Origin of the sequence: Corynebacterium aurimucosum (assembly GCF_046895345.1) — a bacterium.
GTDB classification, from domain to species: domain Bacteria; phylum Actinomycetota; class Actinomycetes; order Mycobacteriales; family Mycobacteriaceae; genus Corynebacterium; species Corynebacterium aurimucosum_G.
On record NZ_CP160096.1, the window covers coordinates 686,198 to 707,223 of the forward strand.

Annotated in this window: 18 protein-coding genes; 9 read left to right on the forward strand and 9 right to left on the reverse strand. The window is 59.7% G+C overall.

Going from position 1 to position 21,026, the window contains the following annotated elements; translation table 11 throughout:
• The first annotated feature begins 3 nt into the window (after positions 1–3).
• The 5 genes from ABZS45_RS03395 to ABZS45_RS03415 all read left to right on the forward strand — a co-directional run bounded on the left by ABZS45_RS03395 (position 4) and on the right by ABZS45_RS03415 (position 7,420).
• A complete protein-coding gene (locus tag ABZS45_RS03395; protein WP_412100633.1) occupies positions 4–1,617 on the forward strand; it encodes an ABC transporter substrate-binding protein in 1,614 nt (537 codons plus the stop codon).
• Complete coding sequence (locus ABZS45_RS03400) at positions 1,614–2,168, forward strand: adenine phosphoribosyltransferase (protein ID WP_412100634.1); 555 nt, start codon at positions 1,614–1,616, stop codon at positions 2,166–2,168. The genes ABZS45_RS03395 and ABZS45_RS03400 overlap by 4 nt, the downstream gene beginning before the upstream one ends.
• A gap of 34 nt (positions 2,169–2,202) precedes the next feature.
• Positions 2,203–4,500: a RelA/SpoT family protein gene (locus tag ABZS45_RS03405; RefSeq protein WP_412100636.1), complete on the forward strand. Its 2,298-nt coding sequence runs from the start codon at positions 2,203–2,205 to the stop codon at positions 4,498–4,500.
• A 171-nt stretch (positions 4,501–4,671) separates the two neighbouring features.
• The gene (locus ABZS45_RS03410; RefSeq protein WP_412100637.1) at positions 4,672–6,771 is read left to right on the forward strand and encodes a bifunctional metallophosphatase/5'-nucleotidase; all 2,100 of its coding nucleotides are present in this window, start codon (positions 4,672–4,674) and stop codon (positions 6,769–6,771) included.
• 73 nt (positions 6,772–6,844) lie between these two features.
• Positions 6,845–7,420 (forward strand): DUF421 domain-containing protein, encoded by a 576-nt coding sequence (locus tag ABZS45_RS03415; RefSeq protein WP_412100638.1) that lies wholly within the window; start codon positions 6,845–6,847, stop codon positions 7,418–7,420.
• Between the two features lie 141 nt (positions 7,421–7,561).
• Here the strand turns inward: ABZS45_RS03415 and ABZS45_RS03420 are convergent, their stop codons facing one another.
• From ABZS45_RS03420 to ABZS45_RS03430, 3 genes are all read right to left on the reverse strand, one after another.
• Positions 7,562–7,816, reverse strand: coding sequence for a hypothetical protein (locus tag ABZS45_RS03420; protein ID WP_412100639.1), 255 nt, complete (start codon positions 7,814–7,816; stop codon positions 7,562–7,564).
• Between the two features lie 56 nt (positions 7,817–7,872).
• Positions 7,873–8,259 carry a hypothetical protein gene (locus ABZS45_RS03425; RefSeq protein WP_412100640.1) on the reverse strand — a complete coding sequence of 129 codons (387 nt, stop codon included), beginning with the start codon at positions 8,257–8,259 and terminating at the stop codon, positions 7,873–7,875.
• A 288-nt stretch (positions 8,260–8,547) separates the two neighbouring features.
• The gene (locus tag ABZS45_RS03430; RefSeq protein WP_412100641.1) at positions 8,548–9,408 is read right to left on the reverse strand and encodes a peptidylprolyl isomerase; all 861 of its coding nucleotides are present in this window, start codon (positions 9,406–9,408) and stop codon (positions 8,548–8,550) included.
• A 107-nt stretch (positions 9,409–9,515) separates the two neighbouring features.
• On the opposite strand from ABZS45_RS03430, the gene tpx reads away from it, so the two are divergent.
• Genes tpx through hisS form a run of 3 tightly spaced genes read left to right on the forward strand, consistent with a single transcriptional unit; the run spans position 9,516 to position 11,940 of the window.
• On the forward strand, positions 9,516–10,013 hold the full coding sequence (gene tpx, locus ABZS45_RS03435) for a thiol peroxidase (protein ID WP_412100642.1): 498 nt from the start codon (positions 9,516–9,518) through the stop codon (positions 10,011–10,013).
• Positions 10,013–10,657 (forward strand): MBL fold metallo-hydrolase, encoded by a 645-nt coding sequence (locus tag ABZS45_RS03440; RefSeq protein ID WP_412100643.1) that lies wholly within the window; start codon positions 10,013–10,015, stop codon positions 10,655–10,657. Before tpx ends, ABZS45_RS03440 begins: the two co-directional genes overlap by 1 nt.
• 5 nt (positions 10,658–10,662) lie before the next feature.
• On the forward strand, positions 10,663–11,940 hold the full coding sequence (hisS, locus tag ABZS45_RS03445) for a histidine--tRNA ligase (RefSeq protein ID WP_412100644.1): 1,278 nt from the start codon (positions 10,663–10,665) through the stop codon (positions 11,938–11,940).
• On the opposite strand, the gene ABZS45_RS03450 is transcribed toward hisS, so the two are convergent.
• The 6 genes from ABZS45_RS03450 to ABZS45_RS03475 form a co-directional block, all read right to left on the reverse strand.
• Entirely contained in the window at positions 11,937–13,346 is a 1,410-nt protein-coding gene (locus tag ABZS45_RS03450) for an L-serine ammonia-lyase (RefSeq protein ID WP_412100645.1), read from the reverse strand. The genes hisS and ABZS45_RS03450 overlap by 4 nt on opposite strands.
• Before the next feature lie 73 nt (positions 13,347–13,419).
• A complete protein-coding gene (locus ABZS45_RS03455; protein WP_412100646.1) occupies positions 13,420–14,097 on the reverse strand; it encodes an FMN reductase in 678 nt (225 codons plus the stop codon).
• Positions 14,098–15,204 carry an LLM class flavin-dependent oxidoreductase gene (locus ABZS45_RS03460; RefSeq protein WP_412100647.1) on the reverse strand — a complete coding sequence of 369 codons (1,107 nt, stop codon included), beginning with the start codon at positions 15,202–15,204 and terminating at the stop codon, positions 14,098–14,100.
• A gap of 45 nt (positions 15,205–15,249) precedes the next feature.
• Entirely contained in the window at positions 15,250–15,972 is a 723-nt protein-coding gene (locus ABZS45_RS03465) for a CBS domain-containing protein (protein WP_412100648.1), read from the reverse strand.
• A gap of 135 nt (positions 15,973–16,107) precedes the next feature.
• Entirely contained in the window at positions 16,108–17,718 is a 1,611-nt protein-coding gene (locus tag ABZS45_RS03470) for an inorganic phosphate transporter (RefSeq protein ID WP_412100649.1), read from the reverse strand.
• A 315-nt stretch (positions 17,719–18,033) separates the two neighbouring features.
• Complete coding sequence (locus ABZS45_RS03475; protein ID WP_412100650.1) at positions 18,034–18,927, reverse strand: neutral zinc metallopeptidase; 894 nt, start codon at positions 18,925–18,927, stop codon at positions 18,034–18,036.
• 204 nt (positions 18,928–19,131) lie between these two features.
• On the opposite strand from ABZS45_RS03475, the gene aspS reads away from it, so the two are divergent.
• Positions 19,132–20,952 (forward strand): aspartate--tRNA ligase, encoded by a 1,821-nt coding sequence (gene aspS / locus ABZS45_RS03480; protein WP_412100651.1) that lies wholly within the window; start codon positions 19,132–19,134, stop codon positions 20,950–20,952.
• The last annotated feature ends 74 nt before the right edge of the window (positions 20,953–21,026 follow it).

Genomic DNA, 21,026 nt, shown 5'->3' on the forward strand with positions numbered 1-21,026 from the left:
GCCGTGCGTAGTTCATTATTCGCGGCGCTGTGTGCCGCGGTAGCTCTTACTGTGACCGGATGCGGGGCACAGGAGGGCGGCCTTGACAAAGACACGCCGCCATCGCGTTTTGCGGTGCTGGCCGACGCCCCCATTGCCACCAGCAATGCAGCCACGGCGTGGGGGGAAGCGGTGGGGGCAGCCCAGCTGGCAAGCCGTGTTTTCCCGGCACTCTACGTTCCGGGCCCGGCGGGGCAGATGGTCCCTAATTCAGATCTCGCCGATGCTGAGTTCTTCGCGGCCGAGGGTGAGGACGCTGGGGCGCACGTGGATTTCACGCTCACCGAGCAGGCGCGTTTTGCCGACGGCGAACCCGTGACCTGTGATGACTACCTTTTGGCCTTCACCGCCGGGCAGTTGAGCGAGACTTTCGGTTCCCACCTTCCACTGATGGAGGAAGTGACGGAAGTGGAATGCGCGCCCCACAGCAAGAAATTCACCGTATGGTTTGCGCCCGAGTCCGGTTCGCGGTGGCGCTACTTGTTTGGGCCAGGTTCGGTTGTCCCAGCACATGCGTTAGCCAAGCGGGCTGATATGAGCATCGAAGAACTCAATGCAGCTCTGCATTCCCAGGACGTAGCGACTTTGCAGCCGGTCGCAGAGGCGTGGCGCTATGGTTTCTCTACGGAACCTGGACGCTTTGATCCAGAGTTACAGGTTTCCTTCGGTCCTTATCAAATCGAGCGCGTTGAAGATGACGGTGCCATTGTGCTGACCGCCAACGATAACTATTACGGCGATAAGCCGACGTTGCGCGAGATCCTCATGCTTCCGAGAAGCGCAGACGCCGCCGCGTTTGTCGCCTCAGACGAGCTCCGCGTTGCCGAGGCCGCCACCGCGTCACCATCGTGGTTCGACCGGGATGCAGAGGGCAAGCCAGTGGAAGTGACATCTTTAGCGGGAAGCCTGACAGACACCTTAGTATTCTCCGAGGCTGGAACCTTTTCTCAGCCGTGGGCACGCGCTGCCTTTGCGGCCTGTGTGGATGCACAACACTTGGCACAGGTCTCATCGAAGGAATCAGCCGTGGACGTCCCCGCTGTTACCGTCCGTACCGTGCGCAATGATGATCCGGTCGCGGCGCACATGTCCTCGCTGACAACCGTTCCTGTAGACAATGCAACGGCATCCGGGCTATCCGGCTACACCATCGGAGTGGGTTACCTCGCGCCTAACCCGCGTTATAAGGCGATGGTGGAGGAGCTCCGCTCGGCGTGCGAACCGGCGGGAATCACGGTGGAGGACCGTTCCGGCGAGCGGGTTTCCCGTGCGCAATTGGTCGCGGATCCTGCAACTGGGCTGCCGGATATAGATGTCTACCTCGGCGCCGTGGACCCGATGCGTGAGCATTCCGCGCCGTCCTCTAGCGTGAAGCACGCGGTGGCGCTGCGGAATCTGGAGCAGGAATTGTGGGAGGAGCTGCCCTCTATTCCCATCGCCGCGCAGCCTCGCACATTCATTGTCGACCGCGCTGTCACCGGCGTGGTGCCCTACACTGGCCTTGCGGGTATCGGGTGGAACCTCGACCGTTGGAGCTATAACCCCACAACAGCAACTGAAACAAAGGAAGAGTCGTGAGCGAGATTTACGTCGCAGCAGCACAAGCCTTGAAGGATAAAGTGCGCCTTGTCCAGGATTTCCCAGAGGAGGGAATTCTTTTCGAGGATCTGACCCCGGTGTTGGCTGATGCTGATTCCTTCACCGCCGTTGTCGATGGTTTGGCAGAGGCCTGCAAGGAGCTCGGCGCTGACATGATCGGCGGCCTCGATGCACGCGGTTTCCTACTCGGTTCAGCCGTAGCCTACAAGCTGGGACTAGGAATCTTGGCTATCCGCAAGAAAGGTAAGCTCCCACCGCCCGTCTTGACCCAGGAGTATGAGCTGGAATACGGCACTGCAGCACTGGAAATCCCCAATAGCGGCATTGATATTAAGGGCAAGCGCATCGTGCTTGTCGACGACGTCCTAGCCACCGGCGGCACACTCCACGGCGCCACCTTGCTCTTGGAATCCGCTGGAGCTGAAGTCGTGGGCAACGTCGTGGTCCTAGAGGTTCAAGGACTTGAGGGCCGCGAGCGCCTGCAAGGTTCTCCGCTGATTGTGCTCAATCAGATGGGGCCAAAGGACTAAGGTTGTATGCCTAAGCTACTTCGCGGAGGCAGACATGACGACTGAAAAGCAGGACAAGACTGCATGGCGGCCAGGCAGCGTGCGCGGCATGTCCGCGCGCTTGGCCCGCTCCCTGACAGGTGGCCGAGTAAAGATCAATCCGGCTCTGGACCCGTTGATGTCGATCCACCGGGAATTTCACCCGAAGGCGGATGCGGAGCTGCTCAACAATGCCTACACCACGGCACAGCGTCTGCACGAAGGCGTTTTCCGCAAATCCGGCGAGCCCTATATCACGCACCCGTTGGCGGTAGCGACCATTGCGGCTGAGATTGGTATGGACACCACGACTGTCGCGGCGGCTTTGCTCCACGACACAGTGGAAGACACTGACTATTCGCTGGAGGACCTCACCCGGGACTTCGGTCCCGAAGTAGCCCGGTTGGTCGACGGCGTAACGAAGCTTGACAAGGTCGCCCTCGGTGCCGCCGCGGAAGCAGAAACTATCCGCAAGATGATCGTGGCCATGGCCACCGACCCGCGCGTGCTCGTTATCAAGGTGTGCGACCGCCTGCACAACATGCGGACCATGCGCTTCCTACCGCCCGAAAAGCAGGCAAAGAAGGCGCGCCAGACCCTCGATGTCATTGCGCCGCTGGCTCACCGCTTAGGAATGGCGAGCGTCAAATGGGAGCTTGAGGATTTGGCCTTCGCCATCCTGTACCCAAAGAAATACGACGAAATCGTGCGCATGGTGGCGGATCGTGCTCCCTCACGCGATCGAGCGTTGAAGGAAATCAAGGCCCAGGTAGGCCAGGCCCTCAAGGCTAATGGTATTGAGGCCGAGGTCATGGGGCGCCCGAAGCACTACTGGTCGATTTACCAGAAGATGATCGTGCGCGGCCGCGACTTCGCGGAGATTTTTGACCTCGTGGGAATCCGCATCCTCGTCGATGACATCAATTCCTGCTACGCGGCCATTGGCGTGGTGCACTCGCTGTACCAAGCGCTTCCAGGGCGCTTCAAGGATTATATTTCTTCGCCGCGATTCGGCGTATACCAGTCACTGCACACCACCGTGATTGGGGCGGGTGGCTCCACCCTTGAGGTACAGGTGCGAACGCACGAGATGCACTATAACGCGGAGTTCGGCGTGGCCGCCCACTGGCGTTATAAGGAAACTAAGGGCAAGAACTCAGGCCACCAAGAAGAAGTGGACCAGATGGCGTGGATGCGTCAGCTGCTGGATTGGCAGAAGGAAGCTGCAGATCCCAACGAGTTTTTGGATTCGCTGCGCTATGACCTTACGGCCAAGCAGATTTTTGCCTTTACCCCCAAGGGCGACGTGGTCAATCTGCCCGCGGGTTCCACCCCTGTGGACTTCGCCTATGCGGTGCATACCGAGGTTGGCCACAGGTGCATCGGCGCAAAGGTTAACGGCAAGCTCGTGGCTCTAGAATCGGAGCTGAAGTCCGGCGATAAGGTCGAGATTTTTACCTCAAAGGATCCGAGTGCTGGTCCCTCGCGGGATTGGCAGGAATTCCTCGTATCGCCTCGGGCAAAGACGAAGGTGCGGCAGTGGTTTGCCAAAGAACGCCGTGAAGAGCACCTTGAGGCTGGGCGCGATGCCTTGGCTGCTGAGGTGCAGCGCGGCGGCTTGCCCATGCACCGCCTGTTTACCGCCAGCTCCATGAAGCAGGTGGCTGAGCAGCTGCACTATCCAGATGTGGACGCGCTGTACACCGCTATTGGCGCGGGCCACGTGTCGGCACAGCACGTTGCCAACCAGCTCATGGCCCTGTTCGGGGACCAAGACGATGCCGTCGATGCCTTGGCTTCGCGTACCCCGCTGAGCGAACTGGAGAACTCCCGTGCTCAGCACACGAAAGATTCCGCAACCGGTACCGGCATCTTGGTGGAGGGTAGCCCAGACGTCATGGCCAAGCTGGCGAAGTGCTGCCAGCCGGTGCCTGGTGACGCCATCTTTGGTTTCGTCACCCGCGGCGGTGGCGTGTCTGTCCATCGCGCGGACTGCACCAATGCCGAAAAGTTGAAGTCCGAGCCGGAGCGCATGATGCAGGTGGAGTGGGCCGGCGGGCCGAAGTCCTCCGGTGCATTCGCCGCAACCTTGCAATTGGAGGCCATCGACCGCCAAGGCCTGCTTTTTGAGCTCACGCGAATTTTCAGCGAGCAGAGCCTCAATGTGCTGTCGATGACGTCCAATCGCGGTGATGATCACATCGCGACCGTGCGCTTTTCCTTCTCGGTTTCCGATACCAAGCAGCTGGGTCAGCTCATGACAACGTTGCGCAACACGGAGGGTGTCTTCGACGTTTATCGCGTCACCGCCTAAGCCGCCACCCCTGATTCGGGGGTGTGTGGCTGAACTCAAGGTTGCGCGTGGGTGAAACTGTGAAAGATCTTTGATGAACGCGCTGGTGACGGATTCAACATGCGCTGCGCCTTCGTGATGCATGCGTTATAAACACGTGGACAAGATTCCTCTCATTCTCAGGAGACCTACGTGAACTTCCGTCGCTTTGGCCAGCTGTTGGCCGCCACTACCGTTACCGCCGTTGCTATCTCCGGCGCACCTGCCTTCGCCGCCGAGGCTGATCAGGTGACCTTCTCCGTCACTAACTTCACCGACTTCCACGGCCACCTTGAGCTGGCTGAGGAGTTCGACAAGGACACTAAGGAATTGAGCGGCTACACCGAGATGGGTGCTGCTCGCATGGCTGCGCTCATCAAGGCCGTCAACAAGGATCAGGAGTACGCCCTGACCTCCGCCGGTGATAACGTTGGCGGCTCCGCCTTCGTGTCTGCAATTTCTGAAGACAAGTACACCAACGAGGCTCTGAATGCTATGAAGCTCGACGTCACGGCTGTGGGCAACCACGAGTTCGACAAGGGCACCGATGACCTGATGGGCCGTATCAAGGACCAGTCTAACTTCCCGATCCTGGGCGCCAACGTCACCAAGGATGGCAAGCCCCTGCTCGATGCTTCCTTCGTCAAGGAGGTAGACGGTGTGAAGGTCGGCTTCGTTGGCACCGTTACCACCAACACCAAGTACAAGGTGTCCGCCGCCTCCATCCCAGGTGTCGAGTTCTCCGACCCCGTCGAGGCCACCAATAAGGAAGCCAGCCGCCTGAAGAAATCCGGCGAGGCCGAGGTTGTAGTGGCGCTCATGCATGAGGATGCTCAGCAGTTCGCGCAGGGCTTCAACAAGGATGTGGATATCCTCTTTGGCGGTGATACTCACGTCAAGACCCAGGGCGAGGTTGCTCGTGAGGGCGCACTGCCGCTGTACTGGGCACAGGGCTACGAGTACGGCAAGGTGCTTAACGACGCCGACATCACCTACGACAAGGCCGAGAAGAAGATCACCAAGATTGATCTCAAGCAGTACGACGTGGCCGACGCAGATGTCTTCGCTCAGCTGCAGGGCCTCGAAGACGACCCCGAGGTAGCTAAGGTTGTCGAGGAAGCAAAGAAGGTAGCGGAGATTGAGGGTGCCAAGACTGCTGGTACCACCGAGAAGGCCATGTACCGCGGTTCTGATGAGGGCAAGGACACCGGTACCAACCGCGGCGTGGAGTCCACCCTCAACAACTTCATTGCTGATGGTCAGCGCTACGCTTTGTCGAAGCAGACCAACAAGGAAATCGACCTTGGTGTCATGAATGCCGGTGGTGTTCGCGCTGACCTCAAGGAAGGCGACGTCACCTACAAGGACATCTTCGCCGTCCAGCCGTTCGGCAACTCCGTCATCACGGCTGAGGTTAGCGGCGAAGACTTCATCAAGGCACTGGAGAATCAGTGGAAGCCGGGTCAGGCCCGCCCGCGCCTGGCTCTGGGCCTGTCCAACAACGTCACCGTTGTCTACGACCAGAAGGCTGAGCAGGGCGAGCGCGTCAAGTCTGTCACTATCGATGGTGAGCCTATCGACCCGGAGAAGAACTACAGCATTGCTCTGTCCTCCTTCCTTGCCTCCAGCGAGACGGAGGCCGGCGGCGATGGCTTCTTCGAGCCCGGTTCCATCAAGAACCGCAATGACGTTGGCTACATGGACACCCAGGCGATGATTGACTACATCGCTTCCGGCGAGTCCAAGGTCCGCACCGGCCAGGGCCAGATTGGTGCCCACGTGTCTGGTGACCTGAAGCCGGGGGAGGAGATCACAGTCGACCTTTCCTCCCTGAACTACTCCAACGCAGAAGAGCCACAGGCTAAGAAGGTCACCGTTGCACTGGGTGACGCTAAGGCCGAGGCAGACATTGACAACGCAGCACAGCCCGGTGACGAGCAGTTCGGTGAGCGCGGCCGCGCGACCGTCAAGCTCACACTCCCGGAGGAGCTGGCGGGTGATGAGAAGCTGATCATCACTACCGATGCTGGTACTGAGGCAGTCCTGCCGCTGTCCCTTGGCGGCAATGACGGCTCTCAGGACGGCGGTTCTGCCAAGAACGCCGGATCCTCCATCGGCTTGGGCGTAGGTATCGCTGCCGCAATCGCTGCTGCCATCGCGGCAGCTATCGGTGCCATTAATATGCCGGTTGGTGCACTCCCAGCGCCGGTACAGCAGTTAATTGAGCAGCTGCGCAAGCAGTTCAACATCTAGTCACTTCTGATGCACAGGCCCGCACTACGGTGCGGGCTTTAGCTTTTTCCTCCGGAAGGTAGGGTAGTAGGGTGTGGATACACTGAGGCTTTTTGGACGCGAGGCAATGTACCAGCTCGGCATCGAGCCTCACCGCATCCCACTCGTGATGCTTGCAACGCTGGGCATTTATCTGGCCTTCATGGTCTTGGTCAAGCTTTTCGGCAGCCGTGTTCTGACGTCCATCACTGCCTCTGACGCCGTCATCATCATTATGTTTGGCGCGGTCGCCGGCCGCGTCATCGTGGGAAACCCGCCGACGCTCGCCGCCGGCATCATCGGGCTGTTTACGCTCATGTTGTTGGAAGCCGCCTTCGGTACCTTCCGGCAATTAGTCACATGGTCACGGTTCATCGATCGCAAGCCCGTGTTGCTCGTCTACAAGGGCCAGCTGCAAGAAGACAACATGAGTTTTGCGCACATCACGGAAAGGGACGTGAACTCCGCAGTACGCAAAGCTGGCCTGGGCCGGCGCAGCGACGTGCAGTTGATGATTCTGGAGCCAACCGGCCAAATTTCCGTCATCCGTCGAGGCCAGCTTATCGATTCTTCCGTGTTCCAGGACGTCCTTGGCGCTGAGCGTATCGAGGAAGTAGACGAACAGGACTAGGAACAGTCTTCTAGGTTGCAAGAGTAGCCGGGCTTAGAAGCCGCGATAAGGTTGTTTGGGCCGTTGAAGCCGCCCTGTCCGGTAAAACGAAAACTCTCCCCCTGCGCGGATTGCGCAAGGGGAGAGTAGGGTGCTCGTGGCTTACTTGGTGCCAGCGAGCTTGTCGCCGAGACGCATAGCGTCATCCATGGCGCCGATGATGGAGGTGACAACCTTGATCCACTCGCGGATCTCCTTCGGGCTGACATTGCCCTCATCGTCGGAGGAGAGAGCGAAGAAAGCCTTGGAGGAGCTGTCATCCTCAACCGGAGCTGCGGAAGCAACTGCGGTACCGGAGAAAGCGATGGTTGCAGCGGTAGCAGCAGCAACGATGGACTTACGGGAGAAGAACTTCATGGTGTGTCCTAATCTGATTCGAATGTGAACGGAAAGTCTGACTTATGTGGTCTGACTTACTTAGCGAAGTTCTTGTTGTAGAAAGCGAAGACGGTGCCCAGAGCGCCGATGATGGCGGTGAAGACAGCGATCCAGTCGCGGATCTCAGACGGCTTCATGTCGGAGATGGAGGAACCCTCGGAGTCATCAGAAGAGGAAGAAGAGGAGGACTCTTCGTTGGAGTTGCCCTCGTTGTCGGAGTCCCCGTCCTTGCCGTTGTCGTCGCCCTCAGACTCAGGAGCGTCCTTGCCGGCGTCCTCGTTGGTGTTGGTGTCGTTGGTGGTTTCGTTGACCGCGTTGGTGTCATCGTTGGTGGTCTCAGCGGTAGCAACGGTCACGCCGGACAGGGAAACGGTAGCGGCAGTAGCGGCAGCAACAAGTGCCTTACGGGAGAAGAGCTTCATTCTCGTTCCTTAGGTATCTCGGGAATTTCAAAGACCTCACAGATGCTACTGAGGCATTGTGCGTTTTGCAAGGGTTCTATCATTCGAATAGCGAGTCTGAAGGTCTGCTGACTGTCGCATGTGAGCTGGGTTTATCACGATAGGACACCATCGGGCGAAAAATGCTTTGCCAAATGAACAGCTCAAGGCTAAGAAAATCTTAGACCACGATGGATGGTGAGGGTTGAGAAAGGAAAAGCCCCGCTCACTGAATGTGAGCGGGGCCAGCCACCGTAAAGGGGGTAAAACTTAGCTCTCGACGGTTGCCTTGGTGATGCGAACTTCCTCAGCGGGAGCGCCGTCGGACTGCCCATCCTTGACGCCCTTGGCAGCGATGGCGTCGATGGTCTTCTGTCCCTTCTCCGTCAGGTCGCCAAAATAGGTGTAGGCGGGCGGAAGCTGCGAGTCCTTGTAGTTAATGAAGAACTGGGAACCATTGGTGTCTTCGCCAGCATTAGCCATGGCGATGGAACCCTTCGGGTACAGAGCAGGCTGCGACATAGAGGCGTCGTCTGCCTCATCGGTCGGGTACTCGTTGGCAAACTGGAAGCCCGGTCCACCAGAACCCTTGCCGGTCGGATCACCGCACTGCAGGACGGAGAGGGTGCCTTCCGTCATGCGGTGGCACACTGTGTCGTCGTAGTACTTCGCGGAAATCATGTCTGTAATCGCGTTGACGGTGCACGGAGCTAGGGAGCGATCAAGAGTCATTTCAATATCGCCTTGCTTGGTGGCGAAGTTGACGGTCACCTCACCCTTGGCAGGAATGTCCTTGCCCTGCGGGGTGGGGACCTCACGGGAAGCGTCGCCGGTTTCTGTGTATTCACAAGTGACGGTCTCGCCGAGCGGCTTAGCACGCTTGCCGCTTAAAGCCTCGGCAGTGGGGGCTTCGGTGGTGGTGTTCGCAGCCGAGCTTTCCTCAGCCTGAATTTCCTCTTCTTCTGGTGAGCGTGTGGACAGGAACCAGATACCGCCAACGAGGGCGATAATGACCACGGCCGCCATGAGAACAACGCCTAGCGGTCGGCTCTTTTGTTTGCGGTCACGGGACTTCAGCTCGCGATCGAGCTGATTGAGCGTATCATCCAAGCGCTGGCTGTTAGTAGACACCTATGTTTCCTTCACTGTGGTGGTTCACAAACTTTCGACCCACTCATCCTAACCGCACCGTTGTTCACCGTGGCGAGCCGCCCCGCGGGTCAGTACGCTTGGGTGCCATGGCTACAACGAATTTTCAGAATGAACCCGTCGAAACCAACGCAGAGCTTCCCAAAGTTGGTGACGCCCTGCCGGACTTCACCCTCGTGGGAACCGACTTGGCAGAGCTGACTAACGCTGACTTCGCAGGCAAGCGCCTAGTGGTGTCCTGCTTCCCGTCCGTGGACACTGGTGTGTGCGCGGCACAGCTGCGCAAGTTCAACGAAGAGGCAGCTGGTCTAGAGAACACTGTTGTCCTGTCCGTCTCCCGCGACCTGCCTTTCGCTCAGGAGCGATTCTGTGCTGCTGAAGGCATCGAGAACGTCGTCAGCGCATCTGACTTCCGTTCTGACTTCGCGGATAAGCTGGGCCTAGTTCTCCAAGGCTCCCCGCTCAAGGGCCTATTCGCCCGCGCGGTCATCGTCACCGACGCCGAGCACAAGGTGACCTACACCGAGCTGGTTCCGGAGGTTACGACTGAGCCGGACTACGACGCAGCCTTGGCAGCCCTCAAGTAATGAGCGCTCCCGAAATCTACGGTTTCGCCGCTGGGCCTTATAAGACCAACACCTATGTGGTTGCTAACGGTTCCCGGGCGTTCATCGTGGACCCAGGGATGCACACGCGCGAGAAGCTTGAGCAGCTCGCGCGTGAGAAGTCCTTGGAGTTTGAAGCTGTCGTGCTCACCCACGGGCACATTGACCACACGCGCGATGCTGGCGAATTTGACTTGCCGGTCTACATTCATCCGGATGATGCGTTCATGCTCGTGGATGGCTCCGGTGTGTCCCCCGAGTCGCAGATGCTCTTTGCTGCCGCCTCCATGAAGCAGGTAGCGGACCGCCGCGACTTGATCGGCGGAGAAACGTTGAGTCTTGTCGGCCTTGAACTTGACTTGCTCCATGCACCGGGCCATTCGCCGGGGTGCGTCATGCTCGTGGCGGAGGACGTTGCGCTCACCGGTGATGTGCTTTTTAAAGGCTCCATCGGACGCACCGACTTGCCACACTCCGACCACGCCGCGATGCAGCGTTCCTTGCGCGGCCCGGTGTGGGGCCTCGAAGACTCCCTCGCCATCTTGCCGGGCCATGGCCCGACGACGACCATGCGCCGCGAACGTGCGACTAATCCGTTTCTACGCGCAGCAGGGGATGTACTCTAAAGGGCGTGAGTGATAAGAAGCAGTTCAAAGCCCTGTCCGCGCCTAAGGGTGTGCCGGACTACGTCCCGCCGCAATCGGCCATCTTTGCCAAGGTTCGTGAGGCCTTCGTACATCAGGCACACCTGTCCGGCTTCCAGCACATCGAACTCCCCGTCTTTGAGGACACATCGCTCTTCGCCCGTGGTGTAGGGGAGTCCACGGACGTGGTGTCGAAGGAGATGTACACCTTCGCCGATCGTGGTGATCGTTCCGTGACGCTGCGGCCAGAGGGCACCGCGGGTGTCATGCGCGCGGTCATTGAACACAACCTCGACCGCGGCCAGCTTCCGGTGAAGCTCAACTATTTCGGCCCCTTCTTCCGTTACGAGCGCCCGCAGGCGGGCCGTTACCGTCAGCTGCAGCAGGTCGGTGTGGAGGCTATCGGCGTGGATGATCCGGCGCTGGATGCCGAGATTATTGCCTTGGCGGATCGCTCCTACCGCAGCCTGGGACTAAGCCAATTCCGCCTTGAATTGACCAGCTTGGGTGACCACGAATGCCGCCCGGCCTACCGCGAGAAGCTGCAGGAGTTCCTGTTCAAGCTGGATCTGGATGAAAAAACCAAGGCCCGCGCGGAGCTCAATCCCCTGCGCGTGCTCGATGACAAGCGCCCAGAGGTCCAAGAGCAGCTTGTTGATGCCCCCTTGATGCTTGACCACCTCAATGCCGAGTGCCGCGAGCACTTTGAAACGGTCACCGGCCTGCTTGATGACATGGGCGTGCCCTACACCATCAACCCGCGCATGGTCCGCGGCCTCGACTATTACACGAAGACCTGTTTCGAATTCGTCCACGATGGCCTTGGCGCGCAGTCCGGCATCGGTGGCGGCGGCCGCTATGATGGCCTCATGGCCCAGCTTGGTGGGCAGGAACTGTCCGGAATCGGCTATGGCCTTGGCGTAGACCGCACCATTCTGGCCCTCGAGGCTGAGGGCGTGGAGCTCGAGGGCGTCGACGAGCGCGTGGCCGTCTACGGTGTGGCCTTGGGTGCTGCGGCGAAGCAGAAGATGGTCAGCATCATTAATGACTTGCGCAAGGCCGGCATTGCTGCCGATATGTCCTTCGGCGACCGTGGCCTTAAGGGAGCGATGAAGGGCGCCGATCGTGCCAACGCCCGCTTCGCACTCGTCCTCGGTGACCAAGAGCTAGAGGCTGGCTCCGTGGCGCTCAAGGACCTGCGCGCACACGAGCAGCGCGACGTCCCTGTGGGGGACATCGTCAACCAGCTCCGTCAGCTGGTTTAGCACTCCACCTGGGAGACGGTAAAGCCCATCGTCTTCGCTAGGCCGCCGAGCGAGGTCTCCTTGTACTTGGAGAGCATGTCGCGTCCGGTTTCGGCCATGGTGCGCACCGCGTTGTCGAGGGTGACGTGGTGCGTTCCCTCACCCATACGCGCTAGGCGAGCGGCGTTGATGGATTTGACGGCGCCAATGGCGTTGCGCTCGATACAGGGGATCTGCACCAGGCCGCCAACAGGGTCGCAGGTCAGGCCGAGGTTATGCTCAAGCGCGATCTCGGCGGCGTTTTCCACCTGCTCCGGGGTTGCACCGAGCAGTTCAGCCATACCGGCCGCCGCCATGGAGGAGGCGGAGCCCACCTCACCCTGGCAGCCCACCTCGGCGCCGGAGATGGAGGCATTGGACTTGATGATGATGCCAACGGCACCCGCAGTGAGCAGGTAGCGGCGGGCATCGGCGCGCGTGAAGTCCGCCATAAAGTCGCGGGCATAATGGAGCACCGCCGGGATGATGCCACAGGCGCCATTCGTCGGTGCAGTAATGACGCGGCCGCCGGCGGCATTCTGCTCGTTGACGGCGAGCGCGTAGAGGTTTACCCATTCCATTGCGGAAAAGCCACAGGACTCGTCGTCCTGCTTGGCCAACAACTGTTGGTACATCTGCGGCGCACGGCGGTTGACACGGAGGCCACCAGGCAAGATTCCCTTGGTAGAAATTCCCTCGGTCACGCATTCGCGCATGATGTCCCACACAAGGTCGAGGTATTGGTAGACGTAGTCGAGCCCGCCCTCTTCGCGGTGCAGGACTGCCTCATTGGCGGCGACGATTTCCCAAATGGCCATGTCGTTGGCCGCGCACAGGTGAAGCAGGTGCTCACCAGATTGGAATTCATAAGGAACAGCGTCCTCGGCGGTCGCTGCAGCGACACCGGCCGGAACGCCAGTGTCGGTTTCGAGCTGGGCGTTGTACTCCTCGCGGGACAGAATGAAGCCGCCGCCGACGGAGAAGTACTCCGTGTTCTCGGCGAGGATGGAGCCGTCTTCGTCCCAGGCAGTGAAAATCAGGCAGTTCGGGTGTTCTGGCACCGGCTCGTTGTTGAACTCAATGCTGTACTGCACCTTACCTGCAGGGCCTGAGATGGAGCCCTCGCTGGGGATGAAGGCATCAGCGCGCGGCTCGGCGTCGAGCGGCACCGACAGCGGGTCCCAACCAGCAAGGCCCAAAATTACGGCGCGATCTGTAGCGTGGCCGCGGCCGGTAGCAGAGAGCGAGCCGCGCAGCACGACGTGGACCTTTGCAGGGTGTTCATCCAGTGTCTCGAGGAAAGCCTTGGCGGCGCGCATGGGGCCGACGGTATGAGAGGAGGAAGGGCCGATGCCGATGGAGAAGATATCGGTCACGCTAATTGTCATGTGGGGTCAAACCTCCTTAGAAGCGTTAAATAAGTTACGCTTTACGATAGTACCGAGAGGCCTCCATAGCTGCTTAGTCCGGTTGGCCGTCGTGGCGGGAGAGGAGTTCGCGGAAACCGGCAGGATCCGAATCCAGTATGTCTTCGGAACTGTCCTGCGGCGTTTCCTGCATTTCGCTGAGGGTGCCCGTAAGCCCAGCGACCCGGTCGAGCGGGCGCACCATGAGGTCCGCTAACTCCCTAGCGGCACGCTCGATGCGCCTTCCATTACGCGCGCCCTCCGCGGTGCCATAATCCTCCGTGGCTTGGAAGACGCCGGTGGGGACCACCGTGGCGTGCAGGTAGTTGAGTAGAGGCCGCAGAGCATAGTCCAGGACCAGCGCATGTCGGCTGGAGCCGCCCGTGGCCGCGATAAGTGTAGGAAGCCCCTCTAAGGAATGCGGCTCCAAGGTGTCGAAGAACATCTTGAACAGGCCCGAGTAGCTTCCTTGGAAGACGGGGCTGACTGCGATGAGACCGTCGGCATTCAGCACGGCGGACTGTGCCGCCTTCAGACGACGCGTGGGCGAGACCCAGTTGGTCATGGCCTCTGCCAGCTCACCCGCGAGTTCGCGTAGCTCCACGACGGTGATGTCCACACCTTCACCTCGGGCGGTGACGTGGGCAGAGGTGGCGGATGAGAGGGTGTCGCCAAGCGCCCGCGTCGAGGACGGTGAGGATAGCCCGGCCGTCACAACTACGAGTGAACGCATTTAGTTCTCCTCTCCGGGGTTGACCTGGGCGTGCGGGGCATAGGAGCCAAGTGAGGCGTGCGTCGGTGGGTCAGAAGGTACATGATCCGGGCGGCGCTGCTCAAAGCGGCGGCGCAGTTCCGGCACTACCTGGGTGCCGAGGATTTCGATCTGCTCCAGCACCACCTCTTGCGGCAGTCCAGCGTGATCGATGAGGAAAAGCTGGCGCTGATAGTCACCGACCCAATCAGCAAACTGCAGCGTACGCTCCACCACTTGCTCCACGGTGCCTACCGTTAAGGGGGTTTGAGCCGTGAATTCTTCCAGGGAAGGCCCGTGGCCGTAGACCGGAGCGTTATCGAAGTAGGGGCGGAAGAAATCTTTCGCCTCTTGCTCAGTAGAACCAATGAAGACGTGTCCGCCGAGGCCCACGATGGCCTGATCGGCACGGCCGTGCCCATAGGATTTATAGCGGTTGCGGTAGAGGTTCACCATCTTAGCGGTGTGTTCCTTGTGCCAGAAGATGTTGTTGTGGAAGAAGCCATCGCCATAATAGGCAGCCTGTTCGGCAATCTGCGGGGAGCGGATGGAGCCGTGCCAGACAAAGGGCGGGATACCGTCGAGCGGCGCCGGTGTGGCGGTGAAGCCCTGGAGCGGGGTACGGAACTTTCCTTGCCAGGAGACGACGGGCTCACGCCAGAGGCGGCGCAGCAAGTGATAGTTCTCCACCGCGAGTGGGATGCCCTCGCGGATGTCCTTGCCAAACCACGGGTAGACCGGGCCAGTGTTACCGCGGCCCAGCATCAGGTCGATGCGCCCGTCGGCGAGGTGCTGGAGAAAGGCGTAGTCCTCCGCGAGGCGGACGGGGTCGTTGGTAGTGATCAGCGTGGTGGCAGTGGAGAGTTGAAGGCTCTTTGTCTGCGCCGCGATGTAGGCCAGGTGAGTGGTGGGTGCCGATGGGACGAAAGGTGGGTTGTGGTGCTCGCCGGTGGCGAAAACGTCGAGGCCTACCTCCTCCGCTTTGAGGGCGATCTCCGTTATCGCGCGGATGCGCTCTGCCTCGGTGGGGGTGCGGCCAGTGGTGGGGTCTTGCGTGACGTCACCAATGCTGAAAACTCCAAATTGCATGCCAATCTCCTATCTGTGACGTGTCAACAATAATGTACCTGGAGATTATTTCCATTCGAGGGCGTCGACCAACACGGCGAGATCCCCCGGCGTCGCGATAGCCAGCGGACGCTGTGAAGGCTTTCCGTGCTCGGTGAGGAGGACTGCGCTGGCACGGACGACATCTACGGTGGCCTCTGTGAGAGCATCGATAACCTCTTGCGCGCTCGCGGTGCGGGGTAGAAACTCCGCGCGGTCCTTCTTCTCGGCGAATTCCAAGACGGCGCTAATCGACGCCGCATTGACCACGCCATCGTCTCCCAAATCGGCCGCAATCCACCGGGCAATGACGTTGGTCGTGAGCAGCGCCTGGTATGTCCCCGAATCATAGATAGGGATCTGCGAATAGCCGGTCTGGTTAATGAGCCGCAAGGCCTCCATGATTGGGGTTTCGGGGGCAAGAATGGTCACGTCACGGTCAGAAAGAAGGGACTGCGCCGTAGGCGGATCCGTGAGAAGGCGCTGCAGGTTTTCCAGCTGCGTGATGACCTGTGGGTGTGGGGTAGCGATGGGTGCGCCGTCGAAGTAGCGGCCATGGGCAAGGGCATTGCGCAGGTTACCAAAGTCCTTCAACTGTTCCGCTTGGCGCTTGCCCAACAGATGTTTGTCGTGTGCGCGATCAACAATCCACCAGAAAGAATCTGAATTCTTCGCCCCAATTGCCTGGCGGAGAAATTGTTCAATGTCGTTGAAGGCGGAAAAGAATCTGGCCAGGGAGTTATCGCTCATGAAGCCCCAGTGTACGGATCTGGCAGTGCGTGCTGTGCCCGGTCGCTAAAGCACAATCGCCGCGAGGACCCCGGTTGTTGGGGCACTCGCGGCGATAGGGCACTATGTGCTGTGCGCGTGTGATGCGCTGAAGCTTTAGAAAGCGACGCGCAGGATAGAAACCGTCACGGCTGCGATGGCTGCTGCTGCCGGGAGGGTGATAACCCACGCGAGGGCGATCGGCTTCATCAGCTTCCAGTTGGCGGCGCGGTTGACGATGCCGACACCGAGGACAGCGCCGATGAGGATGTGGGTCGAGGAGACCGGCAGGCCCAGGAGGGACGCTGCCATGACGACGGCAGCGGCGGCCAGCTCAGCGGCGAAACCGGAAGAGGGGTGCATCTGAGTCAGGCCCGAACCGACCGTCTGGATAACGAAGCGGCCGATGAACCAGAGGCCAGAAATTAGGGCGATACCCATGGCCACCATGACCGGGAGAGGGACAGTGACTTCATCGGAAATCTGGTTCGTCTGCAGGACGTCGAAGACGGCGGCGAAGGGGCCAATAGCGTTAGCGATATCGTTCGAACCATGCGAGAACGCGAAGGCCGAAGCAGTAAAGACCTGCATCCACGAGAAGAGAAGGAAGGTCGAGCGCGACAGGGACTTCTTCTTCAGGGAGCGGGCGAAGATGAACACAGCCATCCAGACCACAGCACCTACCATGCCCATGACCAAGAAGTTCTCCAGGGTGGAGAAGTCAACGCCGGTGTTCTTCAACCCCTTGAAGAGCATCATCGCGGAGATAATGATGGCGCCCAAAGCAGCCAGCAGCGGGACCCAGTTCTCCAGCGCGCGGTGCGCATTGATGTCCTCGAGATCCTTGTTGAGGTTGTGTAGATCGCGGTAGTAGTCGGACTCGAGGGCCTCTGGGTCATAGTCATCTTCCGCTGTGAGAGCAGCATCACGAGCCATGGCGTTGGTGTAGGAAATCTGCTGCAGTTCGTTCATGCGCTCGAAGCGGGTCTTGTGCTCCTTGCGCAGCGCGGCGCGGCGAACCTTGATCTCACGGAGGCGCTCGTCCGCAGCGTCGTTGTATACCAAGATGGAAGTCTTGATCCACTTGAAGAGAAGGAAGGCGGTAACACCACCAAGAACAGGGGAAAGGACCCAAGAGAAAGCGATGGTGCCAATGCCACCCCACTGCACCATGTCCATGCCGCCCTTGCCGGTGATGAAGCCGACGGTTAGTGCGGCGCCGACGATACCGCCGACGATGGAGTGCGTCGTAGAAACCGGCCAGCCCATGCGGGTAGCGACGAGCAGCCAGATGGCAGCGCCAAGCAGCGACGCCATCATAATGTAGACGAACTCCATGGGGTCGAGACCGTCAATCGCTTCTAGGTCCACGATGCCGGAGCGGACGGTATCCGTCACCTCACCGCCAGCGAGGATGGCGCCGGATACCTCAAAGACTGCAGCTACCGCGAGGGCCTGCTTCATCGACAAGGTTCCTGCACCCACGGAGGTACCGAAGGAGTTGGCGACGTCATTGCCGCCAATATTGAAGGCCATGAATAGGGCGAAGATGATCGCTGTAACCAGGACTACGTGATTAGCCCCCTCAGCAACTTCTCCGTTGCTCCAAATGATGAAGAAGATCAGCGTGACAGCGGTGATGGCGCCGAAGAACAAGTGCCAAATCCAGTCCTTGTTCTTGCCATTCATCGATTCGAGGTCAGGCATCGTCGGCGTGGCGGTGCTCAAAACGTCGTTCCTTTCATGAAGAGAACGCTGCGTGATGAGGAAGCGCGGACTGCCTCAGGCAGGGCGAATGCGCCGTGAAAGCAGGGGATAATGTGCCTGTCGCGGTGCAGGGTGATGGCATCACGCACGGTTCTTTTATGCTTTTAAAGACAGAGCGGATCCCACCTCAAACCGGCGGGAACTTGATCAGGGTAAAGCATCAAGATTGCCGGCAGGTAAACACTTCATGTATTTGAATTTAATCTGCACTTTTGTGGCACATTTGGGGGTGGTGCGACCTTTCGTCGGCCGCACTATCACTTCTTAAGCTCAGTATTAAGACTTGTATACGCCTCGACCTAAAGTGTCGCACTGTTCCATCTTTCCGGAGTTATATCCAGCGAGGAAGGACTGGGCGCGGTCCTCGGAGGAGCCGTGCGTCCACGTGTCCGGGCGTACTTCGCCGCCCGAGCGGCGCTGGATGTTGTCATCGCCTACAGCACGAGCGGTGTTCACGGCATCGGTTACTTGTTGTTCAGTAATCGTTTCGAGCAGAGCGTCTTCGCCCTCATCGGCGTAGTGTGCCCAGAGACCGGCATAGCAATCAGCTTGCAGCTCAATCTTCACAGCGTTGGAATCCTCGCCGGGCTCGTTGTAGTTGGACAAGCTGAGCGTGCCTTCCAGTTTTTGAATGTGGTGGCCAAATTCGTGGGCCACGATGTACATCTGGGCCAGAGGGGCATTCTCGCCGCCGAAATTGCGGAGCTGATCAAAGAAGGCGGTGTCGAAGTAGGCCGACTCATCTGCCGGGCAGTAGAACGGGCCCGTAGCGCCTGAAGCCTGGCCGCAGCCCGACATGGTGGTGTTGTCGAAGATGACGCGGCCGGGCTCAACGTAGTCAATACCTGCTTGCTCGGGCAGTTCGCGTGCCCAGACCTTGTCGACGGACTGGGCGGCGAACATGACACGGCAATCGTCGTACTTATTGCCGTCCTCAGCAGTTTGGCAGTGCGCAAATGCGTCTTCGCCGCTTTCCTCTGGTCCCACCTGGGTCTGGTCGGTCTGGGGATCGCTTCCGGTGATGGCGCCGGGATCGCCGCCGAGGAGTAGATAGAGACCGATAAGAAGGAGAGAGCCAATGCCGCCGCCGGTAGCGATCATGCCGCCGCGGCCTCCACCGCCGGAGCTAGCTCGCTTTCCATCAAAATTGGCGCCAGATTTAAAAGTCATGTCAGAGATTTTGCCACAAGCTGTAGGTGGTGTCTGCTCGATAAGTGGACTGCTGTCAAGCGCACGGTGCTCACCCTAGCGCTGAGCAAGTCCGGTGCGGGCGGTAGACTTGGGCCGTTCAAGTACTTGCATCCCTCGGCGCGTGCTGTCTACGCGTGGCGTGTGTGGGTGCGAGCGTCAACGATGAGAAGGGATTGAACGAGAGTGCTGCGTACACATTTGGCAGGCGAACTGCGCAAGGAGATGGCAGGGGAGACCGTCACCCTGACGGGTTGGGTCGCTCGCCGTCGCGACCATGGCGGTGTTATCTTCATTGACCTGCGTGACCGCTCTGGTGTTGCCCAGGTGGTTTTTCGCGAATCTGAAGTAGCTGAACGCGCCCACGACCTGCGTTCCGAATACTGCGTCAAGGTTACCGGTGTAGTGGAGCCCCGCCCAGAAGGCTCGGCTAACGCAAACCTGGCATCTGGTGAGATTGAGGTTAACGTCTCGGATCTGGAGGTGCTCAACAAGTCCGCAGCGCTGCCGTTCCAGATCGATGATCCGTCTTCTTCCGGTGAAGTCGGTGAAGAGACCCGTCTGAAGTACCGTTACTTGGACCTGCGCCGCGAGCGTCAGCACGAGGCTCTGCGCCTGCGCTCCGCCGCTAACCGCGCCGCCCGCGAAGTTCTGGACAACCACGACTTTACCGAGATTGAAACCCCGACCCTGACCCGTTCCACCCCGGAGGGCGCTCGTGACTTCCTCGTGCCCGCCCGCCTCAAGCCGGGTAGCTGGTACGCACTCCCGCAGTCCCCGCAGCTGTTTAAGCAGCTGCTCATGGTGGCCGGCATGGAGCGCTACTACCAGATTGCTCGCTGCTATCGCGATGAGGACTTCCGCGCGGACCGCCAGCCTGAATTTACGCAGCTCGACGTCGAGATGTCTTTCGTGGACCAAGACGATGTGATCGCTCTTGCGGAAGAAATTGTATCCGCTCTCTGGAAGCTCATCGGCTATGAGATTAAGACGCCCATCCCGCGCATGACCTACGCCGATGCCATGAAGTACTACGGTTCTGACAAGCCGGACCTGCGCTTCGACATCAAGATCGTGGAGTGCACCGACTTCTTCAAGGACACCACCTTCCGTGTCTTCCAGAACGAATACGTCGGTGCTGTCGTCATGGAAGGCGGAGCCTCCCAGCCGCGCCGCCAGTTTGATGCGTGGCAGGAATGGGCAAAGCAGCGCGGTGCGAAGGGCCTGGCTTATATCACCATCGCCGAGGACGGCACCCTGGGCGGCCCAGTGGCCAAAAACATTACTGACGCCGAGCGCGAGGGCATTGCCGAGCACGTCGGTGCTAAGCCGGGCGACGCCATCTTCTTCGCCGCCGGTGACGTAAAGTCTTCCCGTGCCTTGCTGGGCGCAGCGCGCGGTGAGATCGCAAAGAAGCTGGACCTCATCAAGGACGGCGACTGGGCTTTCACCTGGGTCGTGGACGCACCGCTCTTCGAGCCGGCCGCCGATGCCACCGCTTCGGGTGATGTGGCTCTGGGCCACTCCAAGTGGACGGCTGTCCACCACGCCTTTACCTCGCCGAAGCCGGAGTACCTGGATAGCTTTGATGAGAATCCGGGAGAGGCCTTGGCCTACGCCTATGACATCGTCTGCAACGGCAACGAGATCGGCGGCGGCTCCATCCGTATCCACGACCAGGACGTGCAGAAGCGCGTCTTCGATGTCATGGGCATTGGTGAAGAGGAAGCGCAGGAGAAGTTCGGCTTCCTGCTCGACGCTTTCCAGTTCGGTGCCCCGCCGCATGGCGGCATTGCTTTCGGTTGGGACCGCATTGTCTCGCTGCTGGGCGGATTCGATTCCATCCGCGATGTCATTGCCTTTCCGAAGTCGGGCGGCGGCGTTGATCCTCTGACCGATGCTCCGGGCACCATCCCTGCTGAGCAGCGCAAGGAGACCGGCGTGGACTTCAAGCCGGAAAAGGCCGCTAAGGCTGCACAGGGTGAAAAGGCTGGGAAGGAGTCTTAAAACCGCGCAGCGCCGGTAAGGTAGTTGGGCCTACGACAAGTGGAGGCAGGCAAGCAAGTGAATTCGATGGGACA